At 44.1% G+C, this 20797-nt stretch carries 21 protein-coding genes; 9 read left to right on the top strand and 12 right to left on the bottom strand.

What is annotated here, in order from left to right:
* Positions 1–50 precede the first annotated feature (50 nt).
* A complete protein-coding gene (locus AC51G0_RS28395; RefSeq protein WP_496302892.1) occupies positions 51–479 on the top strand; it encodes a MarR family winged helix-turn-helix transcriptional regulator in 429 nt (142 codons plus the stop codon).
* An 18-nt stretch (positions 480–497) separates the two neighbouring features.
* Here the strand turns inward: AC51G0_RS28395 and AC51G0_RS28390 are convergent, their stop codons facing one another.
* Genes AC51G0_RS28390 through AC51G0_RS28380 form a run of 3 tightly spaced genes read right to left on the bottom strand, consistent with a single transcriptional unit; the run spans position 498 to position 4268 of the window.
* Entirely contained in the window at positions 498–1547 is a 1050-nt protein-coding gene (locus tag AC51G0_RS28390) for an HlyD family secretion protein (protein ID WP_496302891.1), read from the bottom strand.
* Positions 1544–2917 carry a glycosyltransferase family 2 protein gene (locus tag AC51G0_RS28385; protein WP_496302890.1) on the bottom strand — a complete coding sequence of 458 codons (1374 nt, stop codon included), beginning with the start codon at positions 2915–2917 and terminating at the stop codon, positions 1544–1546. The genes AC51G0_RS28390 and AC51G0_RS28385 overlap by 4 nt, the downstream gene beginning before the upstream one ends.
* Entirely contained in the window at positions 2910–4268 is a 1359-nt protein-coding gene (locus AC51G0_RS28380) for a TackOD1 domain-containing metal-binding protein (RefSeq protein ID WP_496302889.1), read from the bottom strand. Before AC51G0_RS28380 ends, AC51G0_RS28385 begins: the two co-directional genes overlap by 8 nt.
* Before the next feature lie 293 nt (positions 4269–4561).
* Between AC51G0_RS28380 and AC51G0_RS28375 the strand changes: the two genes are divergently transcribed.
* The 4 genes from AC51G0_RS28375 (at position 4562) to AC51G0_RS28360 (ending at position 10081) form a co-directional block, all read left to right on the top strand.
* A complete protein-coding gene (locus AC51G0_RS28375; RefSeq protein ID WP_496302888.1) occupies positions 4562–5107 on the top strand; it encodes a hypothetical protein in 546 nt (181 codons plus the stop codon).
* Between the two features lie 304 nt (positions 5108–5411).
* Positions 5412–7322, top strand: coding sequence for a bifunctional metallophosphatase/5'-nucleotidase (locus tag AC51G0_RS28370; protein ID WP_496304241.1), 1911 nt, complete (start codon positions 5412–5414; stop codon positions 7320–7322).
* A gap of 348 nt (positions 7323–7670) precedes the next feature.
* Positions 7671–9206, top strand: a complete 1536-nt coding sequence (locus tag AC51G0_RS28365) for a YfcC family protein (RefSeq protein ID WP_496302887.1) — start codon at positions 7671–7673, stop codon at positions 9204–9206.
* A 233-nt stretch (positions 9207–9439) separates the two neighbouring features.
* Entirely contained in the window at positions 9440–10081 is a 642-nt protein-coding gene (locus AC51G0_RS28360) for a DJ-1/PfpI family protein (RefSeq protein ID WP_496302886.1), read from the top strand.
* A 28-nt stretch (positions 10082–10109) separates the two neighbouring features.
* On the opposite strand, the gene AC51G0_RS28355 is transcribed toward AC51G0_RS28360, so the two are convergent.
* From AC51G0_RS28355 to AC51G0_RS28345, 3 genes are all read right to left on the bottom strand, one after another.
* Positions 10110–10448, bottom strand: a complete 339-nt coding sequence (locus tag AC51G0_RS28355; RefSeq protein WP_496302885.1) for a DUF1840 domain-containing protein — start codon at positions 10446–10448, stop codon at positions 10110–10112.
* Between the two features lie 70 nt (positions 10449–10518).
* A complete protein-coding gene (locus tag AC51G0_RS28350) occupies positions 10519–11088 on the bottom strand; it encodes a rhomboid family intramembrane serine protease (protein ID WP_496302884.1) in 570 nt (189 codons plus the stop codon).
* 132 nt (positions 11089–11220) lie between these two features.
* Positions 11221–12027, bottom strand: a complete 807-nt coding sequence (locus tag AC51G0_RS28345) for a crotonase/enoyl-CoA hydratase family protein (RefSeq protein ID WP_496302883.1) — start codon at positions 12025–12027, stop codon at positions 11221–11223.
* Positions 12028–12265: 238 nt separating this feature from the next.
* Here AC51G0_RS28345 and AC51G0_RS28340 point away from each other — a divergent pair, with 238 nt between their 5' ends.
* Positions 12266–13681, top strand: a complete 1416-nt coding sequence (locus tag AC51G0_RS28340; RefSeq protein WP_496302882.1) for a hypothetical protein — start codon at positions 12266–12268, stop codon at positions 13679–13681.
* A 3-nt stretch (positions 13682–13684) separates the two neighbouring features.
* Here AC51G0_RS28340 and AC51G0_RS28335 read toward each other — a convergent pair whose 3' ends face one another.
* Positions 13685–14188: a hypothetical protein gene (locus AC51G0_RS28335; RefSeq protein WP_496302881.1), complete on the bottom strand. Its 504-nt coding sequence runs from the start codon at positions 14186–14188 to the stop codon at positions 13685–13687.
* Positions 14189–14297: 109 nt separating this feature from the next.
* The gene (locus tag AC51G0_RS28330; RefSeq protein ID WP_496302880.1) at positions 14298–15176 is read right to left on the bottom strand and encodes a LysR family transcriptional regulator; all 879 of its coding nucleotides are present in this window, start codon (positions 15174–15176) and stop codon (positions 14298–14300) included.
* 147 nt (positions 15177–15323) lie between these two features.
* On the opposite strand from AC51G0_RS28330, the gene AC51G0_RS28325 reads away from it, so the two are divergent.
* Both AC51G0_RS28325 and AC51G0_RS28320 read left to right on the top strand, forming a co-directional pair.
* Positions 15324–16301, top strand: a complete 978-nt coding sequence (locus AC51G0_RS28325; protein WP_496302879.1) for a zinc-dependent alcohol dehydrogenase family protein — start codon at positions 15324–15326, stop codon at positions 16299–16301.
* 101 nt (positions 16302–16402) lie between these two features.
* Complete coding sequence (locus tag AC51G0_RS28320) at positions 16403–16588, top strand: hypothetical protein (RefSeq protein ID WP_496302878.1); 186 nt, start codon at positions 16403–16405, stop codon at positions 16586–16588.
* 81 nt (positions 16589–16669) lie between these two features.
* Here the strand turns inward: AC51G0_RS28320 and arsB are convergent, their stop codons facing one another.
* Together arsB and AC51G0_RS28310 are read right to left on the bottom strand one after the other, a co-directional pair.
* Positions 16670–17701, bottom strand: a complete 1032-nt coding sequence (gene arsB, locus AC51G0_RS28315; protein WP_496302877.1) for an ACR3 family arsenite efflux transporter — start codon at positions 17699–17701, stop codon at positions 16670–16672.
* 130 nt (positions 17702–17831) lie between these two features.
* Positions 17832–18140 carry an ArsR/SmtB family transcription factor gene (locus tag AC51G0_RS28310; RefSeq protein WP_496302876.1) on the bottom strand — a complete coding sequence of 103 codons (309 nt, stop codon included), beginning with the start codon at positions 18138–18140 and terminating at the stop codon, positions 17832–17834.
* 147 nt (positions 18141–18287) lie between these two features.
* Here AC51G0_RS28310 and AC51G0_RS28305 point away from each other — a divergent pair, with 147 nt between their 5' ends.
* Positions 18288–18806, top strand: a complete 519-nt coding sequence (locus tag AC51G0_RS28305; protein WP_496302875.1) for a DUF4136 domain-containing protein — start codon at positions 18288–18290, stop codon at positions 18804–18806.
* Between the two features lie 15 nt (positions 18807–18821).
* On the opposite strand, the gene AC51G0_RS28300 is transcribed toward AC51G0_RS28305, so the two are convergent.
* Positions 18822–19466 (bottom strand): OmpA family protein, encoded by a 645-nt coding sequence (locus tag AC51G0_RS28300; RefSeq protein WP_496302874.1) that lies wholly within the window; start codon positions 19464–19466, stop codon positions 18822–18824.
* Positions 19467–19514: 48 nt separating this feature from the next.
* The gene (locus AC51G0_RS28295; protein ID WP_496302873.1) at positions 19515–20789 is read right to left on the bottom strand and encodes a TadE family protein; all 1275 of its coding nucleotides are present in this window, start codon (positions 20787–20789) and stop codon (positions 19515–19517) included.
* Between the last annotated feature and the right edge of the window lie 8 nt (positions 20790–20797).

The following is a 20797-nucleotide window of genomic DNA, read 5'->3' as shown; positions in this document are numbered from 1 at the left end:
TGCACTTCCCTTATAGTGCCCAAAACGATTGAATTAATTGAAAGATCATCATGAGTACAACCTTTGATCGACAGGAAAGCTTTGGCTGGCTGATAAATGTTGTTGCCAATAAAGCCGCAAAAACCTTTGATAACGAGTTAAAAAATCACGGGCTATCTATCGCACTATGGCCGACATTAATGTGCCTGTGGGAAGAAGAAGGCATCACTCAACGCGATATCGCACAAAAATCTAAGGTAGAAAGCTCTACGACAACACGTACGCTGGATAAGCTGGAAAAATTAGGCCTCGTAGAACGTCGGGAAGATCCAAATAGCCGCCGCTCTTTCCGGGTTTACCTTACGGATAAAGGCAGGGAGCTCAAAGACGAATTGCTGCCTGTTCCTGTTGCAGTCAATCAGATGATGCTGTCTTCACTGGATGACGAAGAGCAAAAAGCTATTATCAAGTTGCTTAAAAAAATGGTCGATACAATCTGACTATTATAGTTTTTAAAACTAGTTGAACTTCACCATAACCGGCAAACCTTCCACTTTCAGTTTGTCGGGAATGGTTTCTTCAAGGATCAACTTTACCTTGAGCATGCTTTTCTGGCCTTCAAACGGGCCGGCCAGCTGAGGGGGGATTTTATCTGCGAGCTCAACTTCTCGTCCTACCCTTGCTTTGATTTCTTCACCACTAGAAAACTGGATCAGCGCCTTTTCTCCCTGCTGCACTTTTTCAATATACTTAGGCAGCACATAAGCATTAACCTGGAACTGGTAAGCACTCGCCAGTAACAATAAAGGCGTCTCTTCAAAAACCCAGTCTCCGGGTTTGACAAGTACATCAACAACTCGTCCGCCACTGAATGCCACAGGTTGAAGCTGTGTCATTCTACTTTCCATTTCCGCTAATTCTCGTTTCAGCACATTGATCGCCATTGACTGCGCCCCGGATGAAACCAACTCCTGTATCTTTCTCATCTCATCAACTTTGCGCTGCAATGCTTGTTGATAGATCAGCTGCGATTGGGTACGAATTTGCAATACCGCAGCAAAGTCTGCACTCGACACTAAATTTTGTTTCTTGTACTTTGCATACTCTCGAAACACCGACTCTTGGTTTTCTGCACCTTCTTTGGCAATGCGGATCTCTTCATCCAATGCCACCATTTTTGCCTTATTATAATTTCTCCAGTCAAACCTCAGTTGCGAAAGCTGGAAGCGACGTTCGGCAATTCCGGCACGTAACAATGGCGAATTCACCCTCATTAAAGGTGTTCCTTGCTCAATATCTTGACCGATAACTACAAACACTTCGTCAACCTGCCCTTCGCCGCTGGCGACAACAAGTTGAGGTTCAGTCGTCACAATACCGGGAGCGGTGGTGATCACCCAGTCACGGCCCACATACCAGAGCAAAAATACGACAGGGCTAAAGGTCAATATCAGAATTAAATACCAGCGAATATTAAATGCCGCCCGCCTGGCCGGTGCATAGGGAACTCTGATCCCTTCTTCTTTAGTTGCATCCTGCTGTTTGGGTGAATTAAAGGTGACCTTCATTTAGGCCTCTTGTCACGGCTGAACTGCCACCAGCGAAAGCGCTGCCCTCGCTTCAGTACCCACCAGGGTGCCATACCGCTCTCTTCATGGGCACTGCGAAAGATCTCATTGAGCAAAGCGACTGCCGCCCACATTCTGATAAAAAAGGTATAGATCGGAAAAACAGCTAACCAAGGTATCAATTTTAAATCTTTGAGTGGCTGTTCAGACACAGCAATAACAAATACAAGCAAATTGATGACAGAGAAGAGCAAGTAGATCAGATACAAGCCAATGAGTAAGGCTGCAACAAACTGGGAGGGATAAGCAAAAACTATCCACCACATATAAATAGTGACGAGCAAGGGTAAAACAATATTCTGACCAATCCCAAACACCAAGGTATAAATAAACGTCTTCCAACCGAGGATCCTTGGGGTTAATGAGTAGATGTGTTTGCGCAGATAGAGAAACAGTAAATCCCCATCCCAGCGCAATCGCTGCTGGCAAAGGATTCTAGTGGTATTGGGCGCATCCGTATGGCCAATGGCTTTTGGCGCGAACGCAATTTTCATTCCTGGATGACGCTGAAGGTAATGCTTGATCCTGACAGTAAGATCAAGATCCTCCGCCGTATGGGTATCCCAACCGCCGATGTTACGTAAGAAATCTCGCCGAAAGGCACCAAATGCACCGGATATATTGTTAATTAAGTTCCATTCGCTCAACCCTGTTTTGCCCCCATGCATCGAAATCATGTACTCGATCCCCTGCATTCGGGTTACCAAACTATCGTATAGGTTACGAACCCGAAGTGCTCCCCCCACGGCTGGCACGTCTGGATCATCAAAACAACGGATGATTTCATCAACCATATTATTATCAAACGAGGTATCCCCATCGGCATTAATGATGATCTCCCCGCTTGCGACTGCCAACCCAGAATTCAACGTTGATACACGACCGCCACGCTGCCATTTGGGTAGCAGCACCAATTTTCGATTGCTGATCCCTGCAAAATCATGAAAGCAGGCACGGGCAACCTGATAGGTATGTGCGTTTTGCTGCGCGCCATCGATAACGGCAATAATTTCAATCTGACCGGGATAAAGTTGTTCACGCAGTGTATCAACCGTAATTCTAATCGCTTCCCCTTCTGCGTAGCAGGTGATAATGCATGACACTTTGGGGAGCTGTCCCTTTCGCTGCTTCAACTCTGTTTTATATTGCCTTGTAAACCACTTCAGTATTCCGCTTAGCGTTAATATCATCAAAGGGATCTCAAACGCTAACAACATCGGCAGCAACATTGCCATCACCAACGGCGTGTTGGCCATATTGCCTGCAAAATCAGCCAAGATATACCTGACGGTGAACCACCACTCACTCATAATGAACTACCATCGATAACCATTCCTTGAGCCAATCTTCCGCTTTTTTCTCCTCAGGAATAGGCAGTGCCTGAACTTGTACTACCAGCTCTAGCCTATCGAGCCCTTCGATTTCACTTAGGCTGGAAATTCTGTCTCTAAGGGCCTCCCAGACATCTTCACTGGTATGCGGTAGCAATAGAATAAGAACATCGTCCGAATACTGACACACCACATCAGTTTCCCTGAAAATTCCCTGCATTCGTTTAACCAGCTCTTTGATTCTCTCCTGAACCTTTAGCAACCCTAAATCAATTTTCACTTCCGACAGGTTCGACAGCCAAATCATCATAATTGTACTATCACCACCATAGCGATTCTGGTTAGAGCTAACCCACTGCAGTAGCCACGGTAAATGGTCCACCGTGATCGGTGAGCCCCAGGCCAGTGGCAGGTGGAGTAAATGCGAGCCCTCAAGGGCGATTTGGCGGGCCAGCTTACCAACCTGAAATTCATTAATTGGGAGCACGGTCAAATCATCGGGCTCCTGTACCTCACCACAATCATGGCAACGTACTTTTACCAGCGCTTCGATAAAGCGGATATAACAGGAATAGCAGCTATAACGCTCCAACGGCCTGTCGTAATCGACGCCGATATGGCGAAGTTTGGTCGAACACTTGGGGCACTGCATGACACCGGACTGAATAAAAACATCTTGATCATCAACATAACCGCACACAAAGCAGTGAACGCCAGGTTTTAAGTGAATATCAATGCTATTGCATTCAGGACACACATCAACGTAGTTAAGCCGCCCCCCTTGGCAAGAGCGACATAACCGGATCCTATCAATAAGCTTACCAGGCACCAGCAAGTGATGTTCGACAGCTCGCATCAAAGCCAAATTTGACTCGACACCAACCAAGCAATCCAGAAGCGGATAGCGATAGCCTTTTTGATAGATTGCTGACCAAACAGGTGTCAGGTGAAAATAAGAGCGGGGCCAGCAATACCAAGCCAATAAATCGAGGGGTTCCGGGTGTGGGGTTATATGTAGCAAGGCTAGCTTCTCTAGGATCGGTGGGATCCGTTGCCGCATCTCATTGAGGTATCCATCAGACAGAACATCTGACATCTTACTCTGGCCAACACAAAAAACAGGCTGTAAGCGACGTGATTCATCACTGCGGATTTTGAATAGCAACTCATCCTGACGCGCTGGTTCTACATTGATTAATACTGATGGATGTGTTTCCACAACCCATTGTTCGATACTGTCAACGCAGGTAGCTAATTCCGCTACTGGATCACCAATAACCTGGATCTTCGCATACTTATCTACCGACTCAACCATCGACTTACTCGCCATATCGTCACAGGAAATTCAAGCGACCTCTCAGTGCAATATACCGGTCGCTTCCAAATGGTATGACTGTGTTAAACCCCTTCTACAGCAACGTGTTGTGCTATCAGTTTAGGCCGAATCCTCGCTACTGTTTCTGTTTGGATCTGAGAAGAGCGTGATATTGCTCTGTTTTATGAGGTCTAAAATTAGCCAAGTGTATGAGTTTTCGCATATTCAACAAATTTACAATAGCTTAATGGTGACAACCTTTGGCATAATCGGCTTATCTCAATACAGTATGAGTACGACAACGATTCATGAATGCCCAATCCCCAACCAAACTGCTGTGCTGCGCAGCATTTCTCGCCGCTTCCGGCCTGAGCTCAGCAGCAAGTGCCGCCAACTTTCCATACAATTATTTTGAGGTTCGCGTGCCATTAAGCCCTGGGGGATTAGGTCTTGCCGGTAGCCAGCTTATCCACGAAAATGCGCATGCTATTGTTGAAGCTGAAAGCCACTTCGAAGACGATTGGGTAATTGGAGGGGGCGTGGGGTTCAATGCGCCAGTCAACCAATTCACCGATGTAACTGGGCAAATCAAAATATTGTCAATCAAAAATGAGGATAATGACAAAGCCCTGGGACGGATATCCTCTGAGTTAAATTTTGGCCTATCAGCGTGGATACTGCCTCAGCTTGAAACTGGCGGTTCCATCGGCGTTATTTCTGCTCACAAAGACTTAACTAAGCTACATGTATATGCCCGCTTGCATACCAGTGATGCTTTTTCTATGGGGGCAGAATGGCGGATTACAGGTATTGATGAACAGAAACTCGCTTTTTCCGTTCGTTACCCATTTTAAAGCTGAGTATTGAATAAAACCTGGTTAAGCCACCTTCCCACAATAAAACACAGATGCACGGGTGAATCATTTTATTGATTAATGATTTACCCGGCACCTATTCCCTTCAATAATGCATCCAAAACACTATTTCAATGGCTAATAATTAACTGGTTGCTATTCAACCTGCTTAATTGAGATAGCGCTCTCAAATTTGTAATACAAAGATGCTTATTACATTGTCAAAGAGATCTAGATCGACAAAACAGGTCATAATATCCCTTATTGTCCTCGTTCTATTCTCTTAAAAATAATAAGTTAAATGATGAAAAAACATATTTTAGCCTCAGCGATTTGCCTTTCATTTGCCGGGCAGGCCATTGCCGCTGATGGCGACATGGTTGATGTCACCATCCTCGGCACTTCAGATATTCATGGCCATTTTATGCCATGGGACTATGCCAGCGACAAACTCAATATGCGCGGTAGCCTGAGCCAGATTGCCACCAAAGTGAAAACAATCCGTGAAGATCAGCAAAATGTCATTTTGGTGGACGCTGGCGACACTATTCAGGGTAATTTTGTCGAAACATTCAAAGAAGAACCCGTTGATCCTATGATGCTAGGTTTCAACGAAATGGACTACGACATCTGGGTATTGGGAAACCATGAATTCGACTTCGGGCTCAACGTCCTAAACCGTTCACTAACCCAGTTCAACGGCACCTCTCTTGGCGGTAACATCAAACGTGCTGATGGTAACCCTTTCCTGCCTGCTTATAAAATTATTGAAAAACAAGGCATTAAAATCGGCGTGATCGGTATGGATACGCCAATGACCCAAGTTTTTGCCGAGGGTACTAACCGCCTTGAAGGAATGACGTTCACCAACCCGTCGCTGGAAGTAAAAAAAGTCATCAAGAAAATCGACGATAAAGTAGACGCTATCGTGCTCGTTGCCCATATGGGGATAGACAACGAGAATAACATCGAAGCAACAGGTGTGCGTGATATCGCCAATGATAACCCTGAGCTCGATGCGATTGTTGCTGGTCACATGCATACCTTAATTAACAAAGCGACCATTAATGGTGTGATCATCACCGAGCCGGACAAATATGGCCGTGCCCTGTCCCGCGTCGATCTGCAATTTGAAGAAAAGAACGGCCAGTTTACCCTTGTTAACAAAGACAGCTTTACCTACAAAATTAAAGGTGTTGCATCTGATTCCAAAATGGAAGAGCTATACGCACCTTACCATAAGCGCCTGCGCGAAAATGCAAACCGAGTAATTGCCGAGCTCACTGGCGTTGACTTGGTGCCTGAAAACGAAATCAAAGGCATTCCTCAAGTCCATATTCAAGACACCGGGATCAGCACACTATTCCAGGAAGCCAGCATGCACTATGCGCCGATGGCGAATGTGATTGCGCTGCAAATCGACAATGACTATGCCGAGCTCGATGTTGGCCAGATCAAAGCGAAAGATATTGCCTACAACTACCAGTATGCCGGTGGCGAAATTACCGTTTATGAAATGACAGGTAAAGAGCTGAAAACCTACATGGAATGGTCTGCCGGCTACTTTAATAGTGTTAAAGACGGTGATGTTACCTATAGCTTTAACCCTGAGCGCCGTTCATCGAAATACTCAACCAATGATTTCTTTGCTGGTGTTACCTATACCATTGACCTGACAGAGCCAGCAGGCCAACGAATCAAGTCGCTGCAATTTGCCGATGGCAAAATGATCACCGATACCACACCGATCCGTCTCGGAATGAATAGCTACCGAATGGGCCACCTGACGAAAGCTGGTGGCGTTCTTGAAGGTCGGGACTTCCCTGTTCTATTCGATACCGAAGCGGAGTACGGTGAAGATGAAGGTACAATCCGTAACCTAACTATCCGTTATCTAACAGACGTTAAAAACGGTAAGTATCAGGGTAAGCCTATGCAGCGTTGGGCATTGAGTGGCCTTGACGGTTACGAGAAAGAGCGTGAAATGATTAAGACGCTAATTAATGAAGGGAAAATTACAGTTCCAGTCAGCAAAAACGGCCGCTACACCAATATTGCATCTATTAATGTAAAAGATAAGATTTTTGCCAATAAGGCAGATTTCAAACACTACATTACAACAATGGAGCAAAAACTTAATAGCACAACTGAAGATGCCGACAAACAACAAATTGAGCGTGATATGATTATTGCCAAGGCATTGAATAAGGCTTAAATACCTCTAAACCTCCGGCAATGCCGGAGGTTTCTTTATCTTATATCCGAAAGTTATCCCTAGAATGCATTTAGCTCCATTAAGTCGTGACCACTATTCACTATGACTGGAAACAAAGCTTATTTCCTTCTTATCCTAGCTGTTTAAAACTTGCTCGCGATCTCAAATTCACAGCTCTTTATAAATCCAAACGACTCAATTGTGATATTTGGCCATTTTTTAACAAAAACTTACAATAAAATCCTATCAAATAAACAATAAAGCAGTTTATTTACCCATTATTTATAAATAAATCCACATGAGAATCTAAGTTGAAACCAGCTTGGACTGATTAACAAAGGGGTTGTTATGAGTACCGATGGAACTACAGTCGACACACCAACAAAAAAGAAACTCAGCTTTCCTTCCGCCTATACCGTTTTATTTTGTGTTGCCGCTCTTGTGGCACTGTTAACCTGGTTCGTTGATGCCGGGGTGTACAATAAACTGTCCTATCAAGGCGACAGCTTTATGATCACTTTCGCCGATGGCAGCAGTGAAACTCTCCCCGCAACACAAGCAACATTAGATAAAGTCGGCATTAAGGCTGATTTGGAAAAATTCGTTAACGGCGATATTTATAAGCCTGTTGGGATCCCCAATTCATATACCACAGTCGATCCTAATCCCCAGGGAATAATGGATCTTTTTCAAGCGCCTATTCAAGGCATGTACCAGTCAATTGATGTGGTATTTTTTGTCTTGGTGATAGGCGGATTCATCGGCATCGTCAATCACTCAGGAGCGTTCGGTTCAGGCATCAATCGTTTATCACAAGTGATGGCCGGGCGGGAAAAATGGCTAATTGTTATTGTAACAGCCTTAATTGCCCTTGGCGGTACAAGCTTTGGTATGGCCGAAGAGACCATCGCTTTCTACCCTATTTTAGTGCCCATTTTTATTGCCGCCGGCTATGACGCCATTGTTGCACTCGCGGCTATTTATCTTGGTTCATCAATCGGGACTATGTGCTCTACGGTTAACCCATTCAGTACGATCATTGCCTCGAATGCAGCAGGTATAAACTGGACGTTAGGCCTAGGCTCTCGTATGGCATTGTTGGTTGTCGGTACAATTGTGTGCATACTGTATATTATTCGTTATGCTCAGCGCGTGAAAAATGATCCTACCCAATCACTGATCTATAGCCAGAAAAAAGAGATTGAAGATCGCTTCTTAAAAAATATCGATACCAATGCATCAGGCACAAAACTTGAGAAAAGACATTCGATTATTCTCAGCCTGTTCGCCTGTACCTTCTTTGTCATGGTATATGGGGTTTCAAGCCTCGGTTGGTGGTTCGAGGAGATGACTACCCTGTTTTTCGTGTCTGCTATCATCATTGCATTAGTTGATCGGATCCCGGAAAAAGAGTTTGTCCGTGAATTTATCCAAGGCGCAAATGACCTGCTTGGCGTTGCACTTATTATTGCCATTGCGCGCGGGGTAACAGTGTTAATGGATGGCGGGATGATCAGCGACTCAATTCTTCACGCTAGCGCATCCATGGTAGAAGGAATGGATAAAGGGCTCTTTATTGTCGTGATGATGTTCCTATTTGCCGGCGTGTCGTTCTTTGTGCCGTCATCATCAGGTTTGGCTGTTCTGTCAATGCCCATTATGGCACCACTCGCTGATGTCATCGGTATTCCACGCGATAACATTGTCAGCTCTTATCAGTTCGGCATGGGGCTGATGGCATTTATTACACCAACCGGCCTGGTATTAGCCTCTCTCGCTATGGTTAACGTAACCTTCGATAAATGGCTCAGATTCGTGATGCCACTTCTGGGTATTCTTGTCGCACTGGCGGCCGCAACATTGCTGATTAATGTTTATATTTAACCTGAACTGGCAATAACCTATCACCCTCAACCCAAGCCTATTGGGTTGAGGGGAAACCCATATTTCATCTCTCCTGTCCCCACGTCTTCAGATTTAGACTATCGTTATTACTTGTTGATGGCGGCTTGTCTCTGACGTAATAATTCGAGTGTTATTCACCAACCTGCGGCATCGAATGCTACCGCCTAACGCTATGCTTTAACTACCGAGATATCAATTAACATTGGATAACTATGCCAGAAAGCCAATCTGAACGGTCAATACAGCAATTTACAGTAACCGCATTGCTCTTTGAGCAGTTTGATTTACTGGAAGTCTCAGGTCCTCTGGAAATGTTTGGGTTACTTCCCGAGCACTTTAACATCCAGTTTGTATCCCAGCTCGGTAGGCCGGTAACCAGTATGCAGGGTCCTAAACTGGTAGCCGATTTCAGTATATATAACTCCCATCAAAGTGATATCTTGCTAGTACCTGGTGGCGCCGGAGCGATTCAGGCTGTTTCAAACACACTATTAATTGATTGGTTGCAGCAGCAAAGCAACAACGCCAATTATATCTGCTCTATCGGAACGGGAGCCGCACTACTGGCACAGGCAGGGGCACTCAAGAATAAATCCGCAACGACCAACAAAAAGCGCTACCGCTGGGTGACGGGTTTCGGCTCAGAGATTAACTGGTACCCCGTCGCCCGCTGGGTCAAAGACGGAAAGGTTTTTACCTCATCAGGGGTTTCGGCAGGCATTGATTTATCACTGGCAGTGATCGCCCACCTTCTTGACGAGGAAACAGCCCGAAAAACGGCAATCGAAGCAGAGTATATCTGGATCAATGATCCCAGTGATGATCCCTTTGCTCCTTTGCATATTGTCCAATAAATTATCTCATGCTGCCCTGTGCCAACGGTTATTCCCACATAATGTGACACTGCTCTTTCTCTGCCGCTTTTAACATCTCAATTAAAGGCAATGCGCGGGTATTGAGGCCAATCACAGGCTCAACATCCTGTTCATCAAGATCATCGATGTCCCCTTCTGGTAGATCTCCGCTTTTCTGAGCATCAACTTCTTGTTGGTGAAATCTGTTGATTGCCTGTTGCAAATGGGCAAGCGCCATTGGAATATCCTCTGGATAAATGGCACCTGGTACACTTTCACAATACCCCATCATTTTCAGCATTTGCTTGGCCACATCACCGAACATGACAATATTGCCACTCGCTTTACAACTAAAGGTAATTAACATTACAGCTCCTATATTCTGATAACCCATATTCTATTAAAAAGCGTGCTCATAACGGGCTAACCAACCTATCTTACGTTGCTGGCTCTCGCTGTTTATCACGCCTGGCAAATATATAGCCAGCCAATACGCCAGCCAACGCACCAAAGAAATGGCTTTCGTAACTGATCCAACTATGTGCAGGAATAAATCCCCACACCATCGAACCGTAAAGAAACATAACGATGACGGCAATAGCGATTGATTTAATACTGCGATACATAATGGCATACACCAATAAATATGCCCACAGGCCGTAAATAATGCCACTTAACCCTACATGAAAGTGCATTCGACCAAATAGCCAAACCCCGATACCACTCCCTACCCAGCTAATCAAAAAAACAGCCATGAAGCGTGCCAGGCCAGAATTGGAGACTAAATAACCTAATACGGAGAACGAGATTAAATTGCTAAGAAGGTGGGCCCAAGAGCCGTGCAAAAACGGGTAGGCAACAATACCGGTAAAATGGCTAAAGTGACGGGGCAGCAAGCCATAATCGTTTAACTGCCCACGGAAGAATACATTGGCAATATGTATCGCGAGGGTAAACAAGCAAATGAAGCCAATCACTTTCAGTGTGTCTTTATCACTTTGTCGCAATTGCTCGCCCTCAGAGAATATATTTACTGTTAAGTATAAGGCGATTTACCCTCCGATTCAGTGAATCATCGAACACAAAAGCAATCAATAATTGGAGGTGCATCTAGCACCTCCAACTATTATCGACTCGGGTTACCAAAATGACTGGCGATGCTGGTAGTCAATATCTGTTTTTGAACGCTGACGCTTACCGGCAATAAAAAAGTTACGACCAAGTAGCAGCCTTATCTGACTAAAGGTTTCTCGCGCCAGCAGATTTCGTTCACTGCCTGTCCAGCAATGATTCGTGGTATGTTTTATCGCGGCTAAAGCATCAGGTGATGCCTGTGAAATCTTGCGGCAAAACGCCTTGGCCGCTGCCATCGGGTTCTCACTGACATCGGTAACCAAAGAAATTTTACGGGCATCTTCGCCAGAGACGATCTCACCTGTCATCGTTAGCTTCATCGCCACATCTTTTGCTACAACTTCCCTTAACGACAGCAAGCCAGCCATATCCGGTACAAGCCCCCAGCGCACTTCCATGATGGATAGCTCACTATCTGGCGTCACAAACCTGAAATCAGCCCCCATTACAACCTGCAGGCCACCACCATAACAGCGCCCTTCAATCACGGCTATGACAGGAACAGGAATCAACCGCCAGTTCCTAGACACCCGCTGGGCCATATTTGCATTGCCAGGCAGTACTTTGGCCAATAGGCGCAGCGCTTTACTTTTCGATGTCGCCACACTTTTGATATCCAACCCGCTACTGAATGTGCCTCCGTTTCCGGTTAAGATCACGGCACGAATATCTTTACGTTTTCTTAGTTGCTTACTCACTAAATCTAACTCACGGAACATTTCCATATCCAGAGCGTTGTGTTTATCGGGCCTATTCAGAGCAACAGTCACGATACCCTGTTCTTCTGTCACTTCCAGTTTGTTCCATGTCATGGTGATCATCCTTATCTGGTCTGTCCAGTTAAATTTAACACATAACCAACAAAAGGCTAATTTTCAATCAAAACTATTGGTTTCAAGCCTAGGTGATTTCCAAATGGCTCCCTAGTTATTCCCAAATGGTCTTTTATTATGCAACCATTCAAAACAACAACATAAACTAATTGCATAGTGCATTATTCTCGGTAAACTCCAGCAAATAAATGTGAAACCTGGTTAGGTGACAGTAGATATGAATGTTATTGGTAAGTTGTGTTTGTTATCAACCATATGTGGTCTGGTGGCATGTAAAGCAGAAAGCCAACTCGATCTGACATCATTTGATATACATCCTGACAATCAGAATGTAGCCATTTCTGGGTTTGTCATTACAGAGCAGAACAATTTACTTTCACCTCCTGATGAGTTCGTCCATATCCATGTTCTATCAAAACGGCTTATCGAGCACCATTGGCTACAACACCCTAACTTTCTTGGCGAGCTTTCTGAGTTAAAAGAGTTGTTCAGGGAAACAGCGTTGCCTGAAGCGACACTTTTGATTGCAACCTTAGAGGCTGCACAGAATCGCTACTTAAGTTATTTAAATAATGTCGACTTAATTGCCAAGGGAATGCAGCGTGAGATCGACAAAGATCTGGACTGTTACAGATCTTCAATTGATAAGTTAAACAAAAAGATTCATTTTCTTGAAACCCCTGAAGCCATTTACCACGATAAAATTCAAGTACTGACAGAAAAAATCAAGTACACATCCAGTCAATACAATCAGCTCAACGACACTCTTCGCCAGTCTTTGCAGCAAGTTATCGACAGGCATGATCCTAATATCAAAATCATTAATGATCTGAAGTTCAGTTATGATGATCAGCCTCATGATATATGTCGCCAATATAAAGGCATGTCAGAATTGCTGACAACAATTCGTAAGAACTGCGTCTATATTAACCGAGACCAGTTGCTTTCTGCTTTTCCAGCGGATATGAAGAAGCAAGCCTCACGGATTATTGATAACTACGCACCAGAAATATGGCAATCAATGACGCAACTCAGCGGCTATTTTGATACTTCAGACAACAAGCAGTATTTCCCGGATAACCTTAAATATCAATTGGCACAGTCTCGTCAGGCATTACGGGAAAAGAGGTATATTAGTGAGGATGAGTCAGCAGTGCTGCTCTCTCGTTATCAACAAGAGCTAACTGATGTACTGCAACAACGCAATAACACTATCGATATGGGTTTACTCAACCAGTATTTCCGAATTGATACCCGTTCAGATGCGTTTATCAGCCAGCTAAATCAAGTTGCATCACCCGTTCAACCATACGCTGACGTCTATAATAACGCTGAGATCAAAGAGAGTTTTTCTCAAGCATATGCAGAAAAGATGCTATATCAGTATCCGAATGAACTCTTCTTCACGGTATCACCCTCGGGCCTTTTCTCTATTCCAAATCAAGATGATGCAAAAAGAGTGATATTCAGTCTCGCTGATAACAACCGATATTATACCTACGATATAACAAAGCGTAGCCAGCTACCTCATATCATCAGAGCAAACAGTACCTATATATCACCAAGTACTCAGTCATTAGTTGATGAACTTAGTTCAAGGCTACTGCAAAGTTGGACACTAAACCTTGGTTAACTATTACTTGTTATTATTTGTATCTCGCTGATAACCAAACGCTTCTGCGGTTATTTGCCATTCACTGGCAGTCGCAGAAGAAATCGGTTCAATGGTGTGAATGATGGTAGTTAAATCTCCCCCCGTGCAAGTTGTGCCGTTCTGTTCAATGGTGGCGCTAAATAACGGCAGGTTATGATTCAAAGAGACACACCACTCCCCCCTAATCACCCCATCTTTGAGATCGCAAACACTCGCCATTAGCTTGAGGTATTCTTCAAGGGAGCCCCTTTGTTCGTCGAGGCACCACAAACGCTCATAACTGATATAGCCGTCACGTGGGTGATAAACTTTACCCGGAACCACAGCAGTTAAATCCAGTACACCTCCTCGTGTCGCCTTGACATACTTCTCCGAAATCGTCGAGATATCCTCTGAGCTGGTTGGCGCAGGTTTTGAATATAAGTCACTGATACAAGAAGCTGTTAGTACACATGCGATTACAAATAAAAGCTTGGGTCGTTTCATACTGTGCGATACCCCTACCTGTTAACCGATGAAAGCGATTGAACACTCTGGTTTACCTTCTGGCATGGTAGTAAGCATAGATTTAAAGCATCTATTTTTGCGAATCACATCACATATGTCGGCTCAGATAATCAATAAACACCCGTATCTTTGGAGAAACGAGTTCACGTTTGAGGTATATCGCATAGGTTGAGCTCATCACCTCATACGGGCTAAAAGTATGCTGCGGCAAGACATGAACCAACTCGCCTTGCTTGAGCTCTTTTTTGACAGCCCACAATGGCATTAACGCTAACCCGGCGTGACTGAGCAGCAATTGCTTCTGCCCATTAACGGTATTGACTGTTATATCGCTTTGAACATCGAGACGCTCCACCGTCTCGCCCATCAGAAACCATTCCCGCCACCCCGTATAACCATAACGAATACACAGATGATTATTTAATGCATGGGGTGAATCTGGGGTACCCCTGCTGGACAGGTATTCAGGGCTTGCACACAGTAGGAAATTATTTGGTAACAGCTTTTTCGCAATCATGGTTGAATCAGGCAACCGACCACTACGTATCGCCACATCAATATTTTCTTCAACTAAATCTACAACTCGCTCAGTGAGTTCTAAATCAACATCGATATCCGGGTATTGATGTAAAAAGCCAGGAATCAATGGTAATACCACTGATTCACCAAAGCCCACAGTCATACTAACCCTGAGTTTTCCTCTTGGACTTTGCTGTAAATCATTAACTGCACGTTTGGCCTCATCAAGCTCCGCCACTATCCGTTGCGAATAGGCATAATATCGCTGGCCAGCTTCGGTGAGACCTAAATTACGGGTTGTCCGGTTTAGCAGCCTTACACCAAGATCTTTTTCGAGTGCTGCAATCTGCCGCGATATTGATGACGGCTGCACATCAAAGAGCCGACTAGCCTCAGATATACTGCCTGTCTCCACAACGCAGTTAAAATATTGTAATCGTGTGATCATGGCTAACCTTGAACGTTGGGCTTTTCGACAACATTAAACCTCCATTGCTTAAAAAGCAAAAGTATCTTGTTGATAGCCGCATTGTTAGCCACGTCCGCAATAATTATGATGGCGCCATCCAAACAAAACGCCACTGAGGTTAATATTATGAAAGCGATGATCATCAAGTCACTCGGAAACAGCGAAGTATTTCAACATGTTGAAAGAGAGAAACCACAAGTCAAAACCGGGCATATGATTATTGCGGTTAAAGCAACCAGTGTGAACCCACTTGATACCATGCTTCGTTCGGCAGAAACCCCTTGGTCGGAAAACTTGCCAGAAGTACTCCATGGTGACGTAGCCGGCGTGATCACTGAAATCGGTGACGACATAACAGGCTTTAACATTGGTGACGAAGTTTATGGCTGCGCCGGCGGGATAGCAGGAACTGATGGAGCCCTAGCTGAATTCATGCTTGTCGATGCAGATTTAATGGCATTGAAACCAAAATCACTCAGCATGCGTGAAGCCGCTGCTCTTCCTCTAGTCTCAATTACAGCTTGGGAAGCTTTAGTTGATAAGTTAAAAGTGAAGGCCAGTGATAACGTGCTAATCCATGGCGCAACAGGCGGTGTTGGCCATATTGCAATCCAGCTTGCCAAGCATCTTGGAGCCAATGTCACGGCAACCTCACTCCCTCACAACTTAGAGATAGCATCAACACTGGGTGCCGACAACATTGTCAACGCTGCTGTTCAAGATGTTCAGAGCTATGTCGACCAGTACACTAACGGCACTGGTTTTGATGCCATTTTTGACACTATCGCGGGTGAGAACATTCAGCGAAGTTTTGAGGCAGCGCGTTTTAATGGTGCAGTTGCAACGACATTGCCTGTCAATGATGTTCTACAGGTTGCCCTAAAAAGCCTGAGCTTCCATAGCGTATTAATGCTAATACCGTTGGTTCATGGGCTAAACCGTAAAACCCACGGTGAGATTTTAACTCAAATTGCCACGCTTGTTGATAATGGGAAAATCACTCCGTTAATCGATAACACTAATTTCTCTATATGGGATGTTTCACAGGCACACCAACACCTGGAATCAGGCCAAGCCATAGGTAAAGTCGTACTAACGGTATAGCAACAAAGCACTATACCCAAACTACTTCAAGGTGGCTAAAACTAGCCACCTTGTATTTTTCTTCCTACACTTAGCCAAAACTAGCCGCGCGAGTTGACTCCATGGAAGATAAAATACTAATTGCTGATACCAAAGATATTTTGGATGCGTTTGTCGATAATGGTTTGCACAAAGAGTTTGCTATCTATTGCCAGTTCCCGTATTGCAACAAAGTCACTGACAGTATTCGATTCCGAGAGGTTAGATCCATTGAGTTCAACGACGGTTTCAGGTTGCCGAATGAATAAAGACCTCTCTCCCTAAGCGGGCAAGAGGCCTTCTTTATGTTTAAACCACGTACCATGCCTGGTTTACAACACCCGAATTAACTACACACTGCGCAGTTCCGATTCTGATTCGAACTGATTTTTTGTTCTATTGGCATAAGCCACTAGCGAAAGCATCACAGGCACTTCTACAAGTACCCCTACCACTGTCGCCAATGCTGCACCAGAGTGGATGCCAAACAAACTAATAGCAACAGCAACGGCCAGCTCAAAGAAGTTAGATGCACCAATCATGCTGCCTGGTGCGGCAACACAGTGCGGTTGCTTCCACTTTTTCATCCAGATGTATGTAACAGCAAAAATCAAATACGTTTGGATCAACAACGGAATCGCAATCAGCACAATATCAACCGGGTTATCAAGGATAGTCTGTGCCTGAAAGCCAAATAGAAGAATAACCGTACCCACCAAACCCATGATTGAAAGCGGCTTCATCGTGGCCGATAACTTATTTAGCTTCGTTTTGTTGCGTACCAACTGGCGAGTCAGCGCACCAGCAATTAGAGGGATCACAACAAACAAGCTAACTGACAGCAATAATGTATCCCAAGGAACGGTCACATCAGTGACACCCAGCAAAAATGCGGCAATAGGGGCAAAAGCAACAACCATGATCAGATCATTAATCGCTACCTGAGCAACGGTATAGTTTGCATCCCCTTTTGTTAGCTGGCTCCACACGAATACCATCGCAGTACAAGGGGCTACACCTAGCAAAATCATACCTGCAATATACTCTTCGCCCAGTGCTGGTGAAATCCAATCTCCAAAAACATAGCGCATGAACAGCATTGCCAATAACGCCATTGTGAAAGGTTTGATTAGCCAGTTGACCGCAATTGTGATGATAAGTCCCTTCGGCCTACGATGGATGTCGCGGACGGCTTTGAAATCCACCTGCATCATCATCGGGTAAATCATTAACCAAATCAGAACGGCAATCACCATATTGATCTGCGCATACTGCAAACCGCCCATAAATGCGAATGCTTCAGGAAACAACGAACCACCAGCGAGACCGGCAATCATGCCCAGTCCGACCCATATACTTAGAAAACGCTCAAAAATACCCATGCCTTCACCACTTGAATGACGTTTGGCTATGATATTGATATCAACAACATAGCCAATCGTCGATTAACGATTGATTTTTTCTTTAAAAAGGCCATCAATGATGACCTCACGTTTATACACAACTCAATGATTATAAATATGACAACAACGTCCGAAATTCATCCAGCTTTTCCTTATTCACCGTGAAGCATGTTCTAGGTGGTTTCGGCTCGGCAATCACAAGGCCGGCAGCTTTCAAAATACGCAAGTGTTCGGAAACGGTTGATTGGGCCAAGCCCAGCTCACCAACGAGATCACTGTTAAGGCAACCTTGCTGTCTGGTTAAAATGCGGAGAATTCGTACCCTGGCCGGATGTGACAAAGCTTTGGCTGCACCTGCCAGTGCCAGCTCTTTCGCTTCATCAATTTCAATACCATCCAATACGGTTACACAAGCCATTTTCTCAACCTTTCGTTCATCGTCGAATAACGATGATAGGTAAGTACCCTAGCTTCTGTCAACATGAATTATGCGGTTGATCACGTCGCAGCTGTAAAGATCCGCTTTGCTATACTAGAGCTGTAGTATTTCCTAAGGACGCGTCTTATGCCCCTTTTATTTCGTACTATCGTGATAAGCGTCGCTCTCGTAGGCTGTAGCTCCGATGTGGCTACTGACTTTGATGCTCAGGTTAACTACTATCAGTTCAAAACCTACCAATTTGCCTCACCACCAGGCAACAACATAATAAGCCTTGATTCCACGCGCGTGGAAAATGCGATTACCACTCAACTAAGCAGCAAAGGGTTAAAGCCTGAAGACAGCACGGCCGATCTCACGGTCAGGCACTACATACAGCAACAGTCTGATTTTCAGTCTTATGGGACCAGCTTTGGCTTTGGTTATGCCCACCGCAATGTTGGGGTTGCCTACAGTACTCCGTCACGATATCGCGAATATAAATATGGTAAGCTTGTTGTCGAACTAATAAATAATGATAACAATAAGATTGTTTGGCGATCGATATCACAGCGCAAGCTCACCGAAACCATGACACCATCATCAAGGGGTGAGTTTATTGACGAGCAAGTCTATGAGATGTTTAAGAACTATCCTCCTCTGTAGGTTAAGGCAAATATATTAGAGCTTTACATCAACCCGACGGTTCAACTCTCGGCCCTGTGTTGTCTTATTACTGGCTATAGGTTTCGATTCACCAAATGAAATTCGCTTAAAGTCAGATTTTGATGCTCCCATAGCCAGCAGTTGTTGAACAACAGCATCTGAGCGTCTAACCCCAAGCTTCAAGTTGTACTGGCGAGATCCAATACTATCGGCATGACCTTCCACTGAAATTGTCTCATCAACCTTTTGCAGGCGATCAAATATCATACTCAACACCGCTTTGGCATGCGGCTTTAATTCAGACTCATTGAAATCGAAATACAATCGAGCAACCAAAGAACCATCGAATTGCTCTTCAAGCCGTGCGTAACTGCTCTCTGTTAAAATCTTGGCACACTTATTACTAATCCCCCCCACAATAAGACGTTGTAATAAGTAATGCGAAAAATCTTCAGAGGTTTTCTTGTGCTCCACTTGAACCACGCCACCCGCATTGAGTGTGACTTCTCGAACTTCTCCCATTTTCATCGTCTGGCGATAGCTATGTGCCTGGTTAATTTCACAATAGAACAGAATATCAGTACTCAATTGTGCGTGCACCGAAGTAGTTGTTAGTAAGAGTGTAGCAAACATCATCACGGTAATTTTATTCATTTTCATCCCTAATCCCTAATCCCTAATCCCTAAATTAACAGCGTATTCGCTGAGTTAATTGTAGGAATATAAACGGCCAATTTCTTCACTAATCAATTTGAGCAATATATTTTTAACTGCAGTCATATTTGCGGCTGTAAATACATTTTCACTGCCAGCACAATTAGCAAGAGTAGGATCGCTTTCAAAATCGTAATCAATACCAATAACCGCAATTTTGGATATTACACTCTTACCTTCTGAGGTTGTTTTCTGATCAAGTGTATTTCTGATTTCATTACAAAGCCCGTCATTAATTAACTTCGTCATAATAGCCTTTGAACCATTTTGATTATCTGTACCATCAGAAAGAAAAACAAGTAACCGCCGAGGGTTATCGCCTTTTTCTACAATTTGAGCCCCTTCTATTAAACCGTCATAGCTAGCTTGTGAAAAACCTGAGGGGCTCATATCATTAATGATTTCATTCATAAATCCGGTTACATCAGTAGTTAGTGATAAAGAATTGAATTTCTTAGAGCCTGTCAAACATGTATTTTTCTCTACAAATATTTTATTTAACGTTTTGCTGTAATCAACTCCACTTTCATTATTTGGTATATTACTACCATCGCAGGCGGACTGACCGGTAGGACACAAGTGAGTGATAATACACCTGCTACCCCCAATTTTTTTTATCGTTGAACTATTAAATGGGGCCATACCCACAGTATTTTTCCCTGTTACGCTATTTTCCGTATAGCTCTCTACTTCTTCAGCAACTTCACTTAACACCCCAGTGAGTTCATTAAATTTACTATCAACGATAAAATTTTGATTCATTGAGGAACCAAAATCAGTAACAAAAACCACATCAACCGGCTGTGGCTGGTATTTCCTGGCCACCGCTTTCCCTTCGAAAACCTGTTCATCATCAAATCTGATATCATCAATAGAGTTTGCTTTAAACCAAGTATCGTGCTTGGTGGTAATAGAAAGCTGAACCTCACTAAAATTAAAGCCACTCTCATCATAAACACCCGGTGTACCACAGCCTGGAATTTCATCACAAGTTAGGCGCGTAAAGCTAATTACTATATCGTCTTTGGCATCTGTCATCAGTGAGTCAACATAATCTTTAACCAATGCTATATTTCCAACATCGTCTTCACTGTCACGTGCGGTAAGGGCTAAGCTAGCGATTTCAGTAACATCGGCCAAACGAGCTTTGGTATGAATATAACGAATACCTTCAACGCTAAAAGCGAAAAATCCAAACAAAGCAGGAATTAATAAAACAAACAATACGCTTGCAAGACCCTGCTGTTTTCTGATATTTAAGCTTTTCATCGCAGATA

It is taken from the genome of Photobacterium sp. HL06 (genome assembly GCF_059552575.1).
Note: the sequence above shows the minus strand (reverse complement) of the source record. Positions and strands in the feature narration are given on the sequence as shown.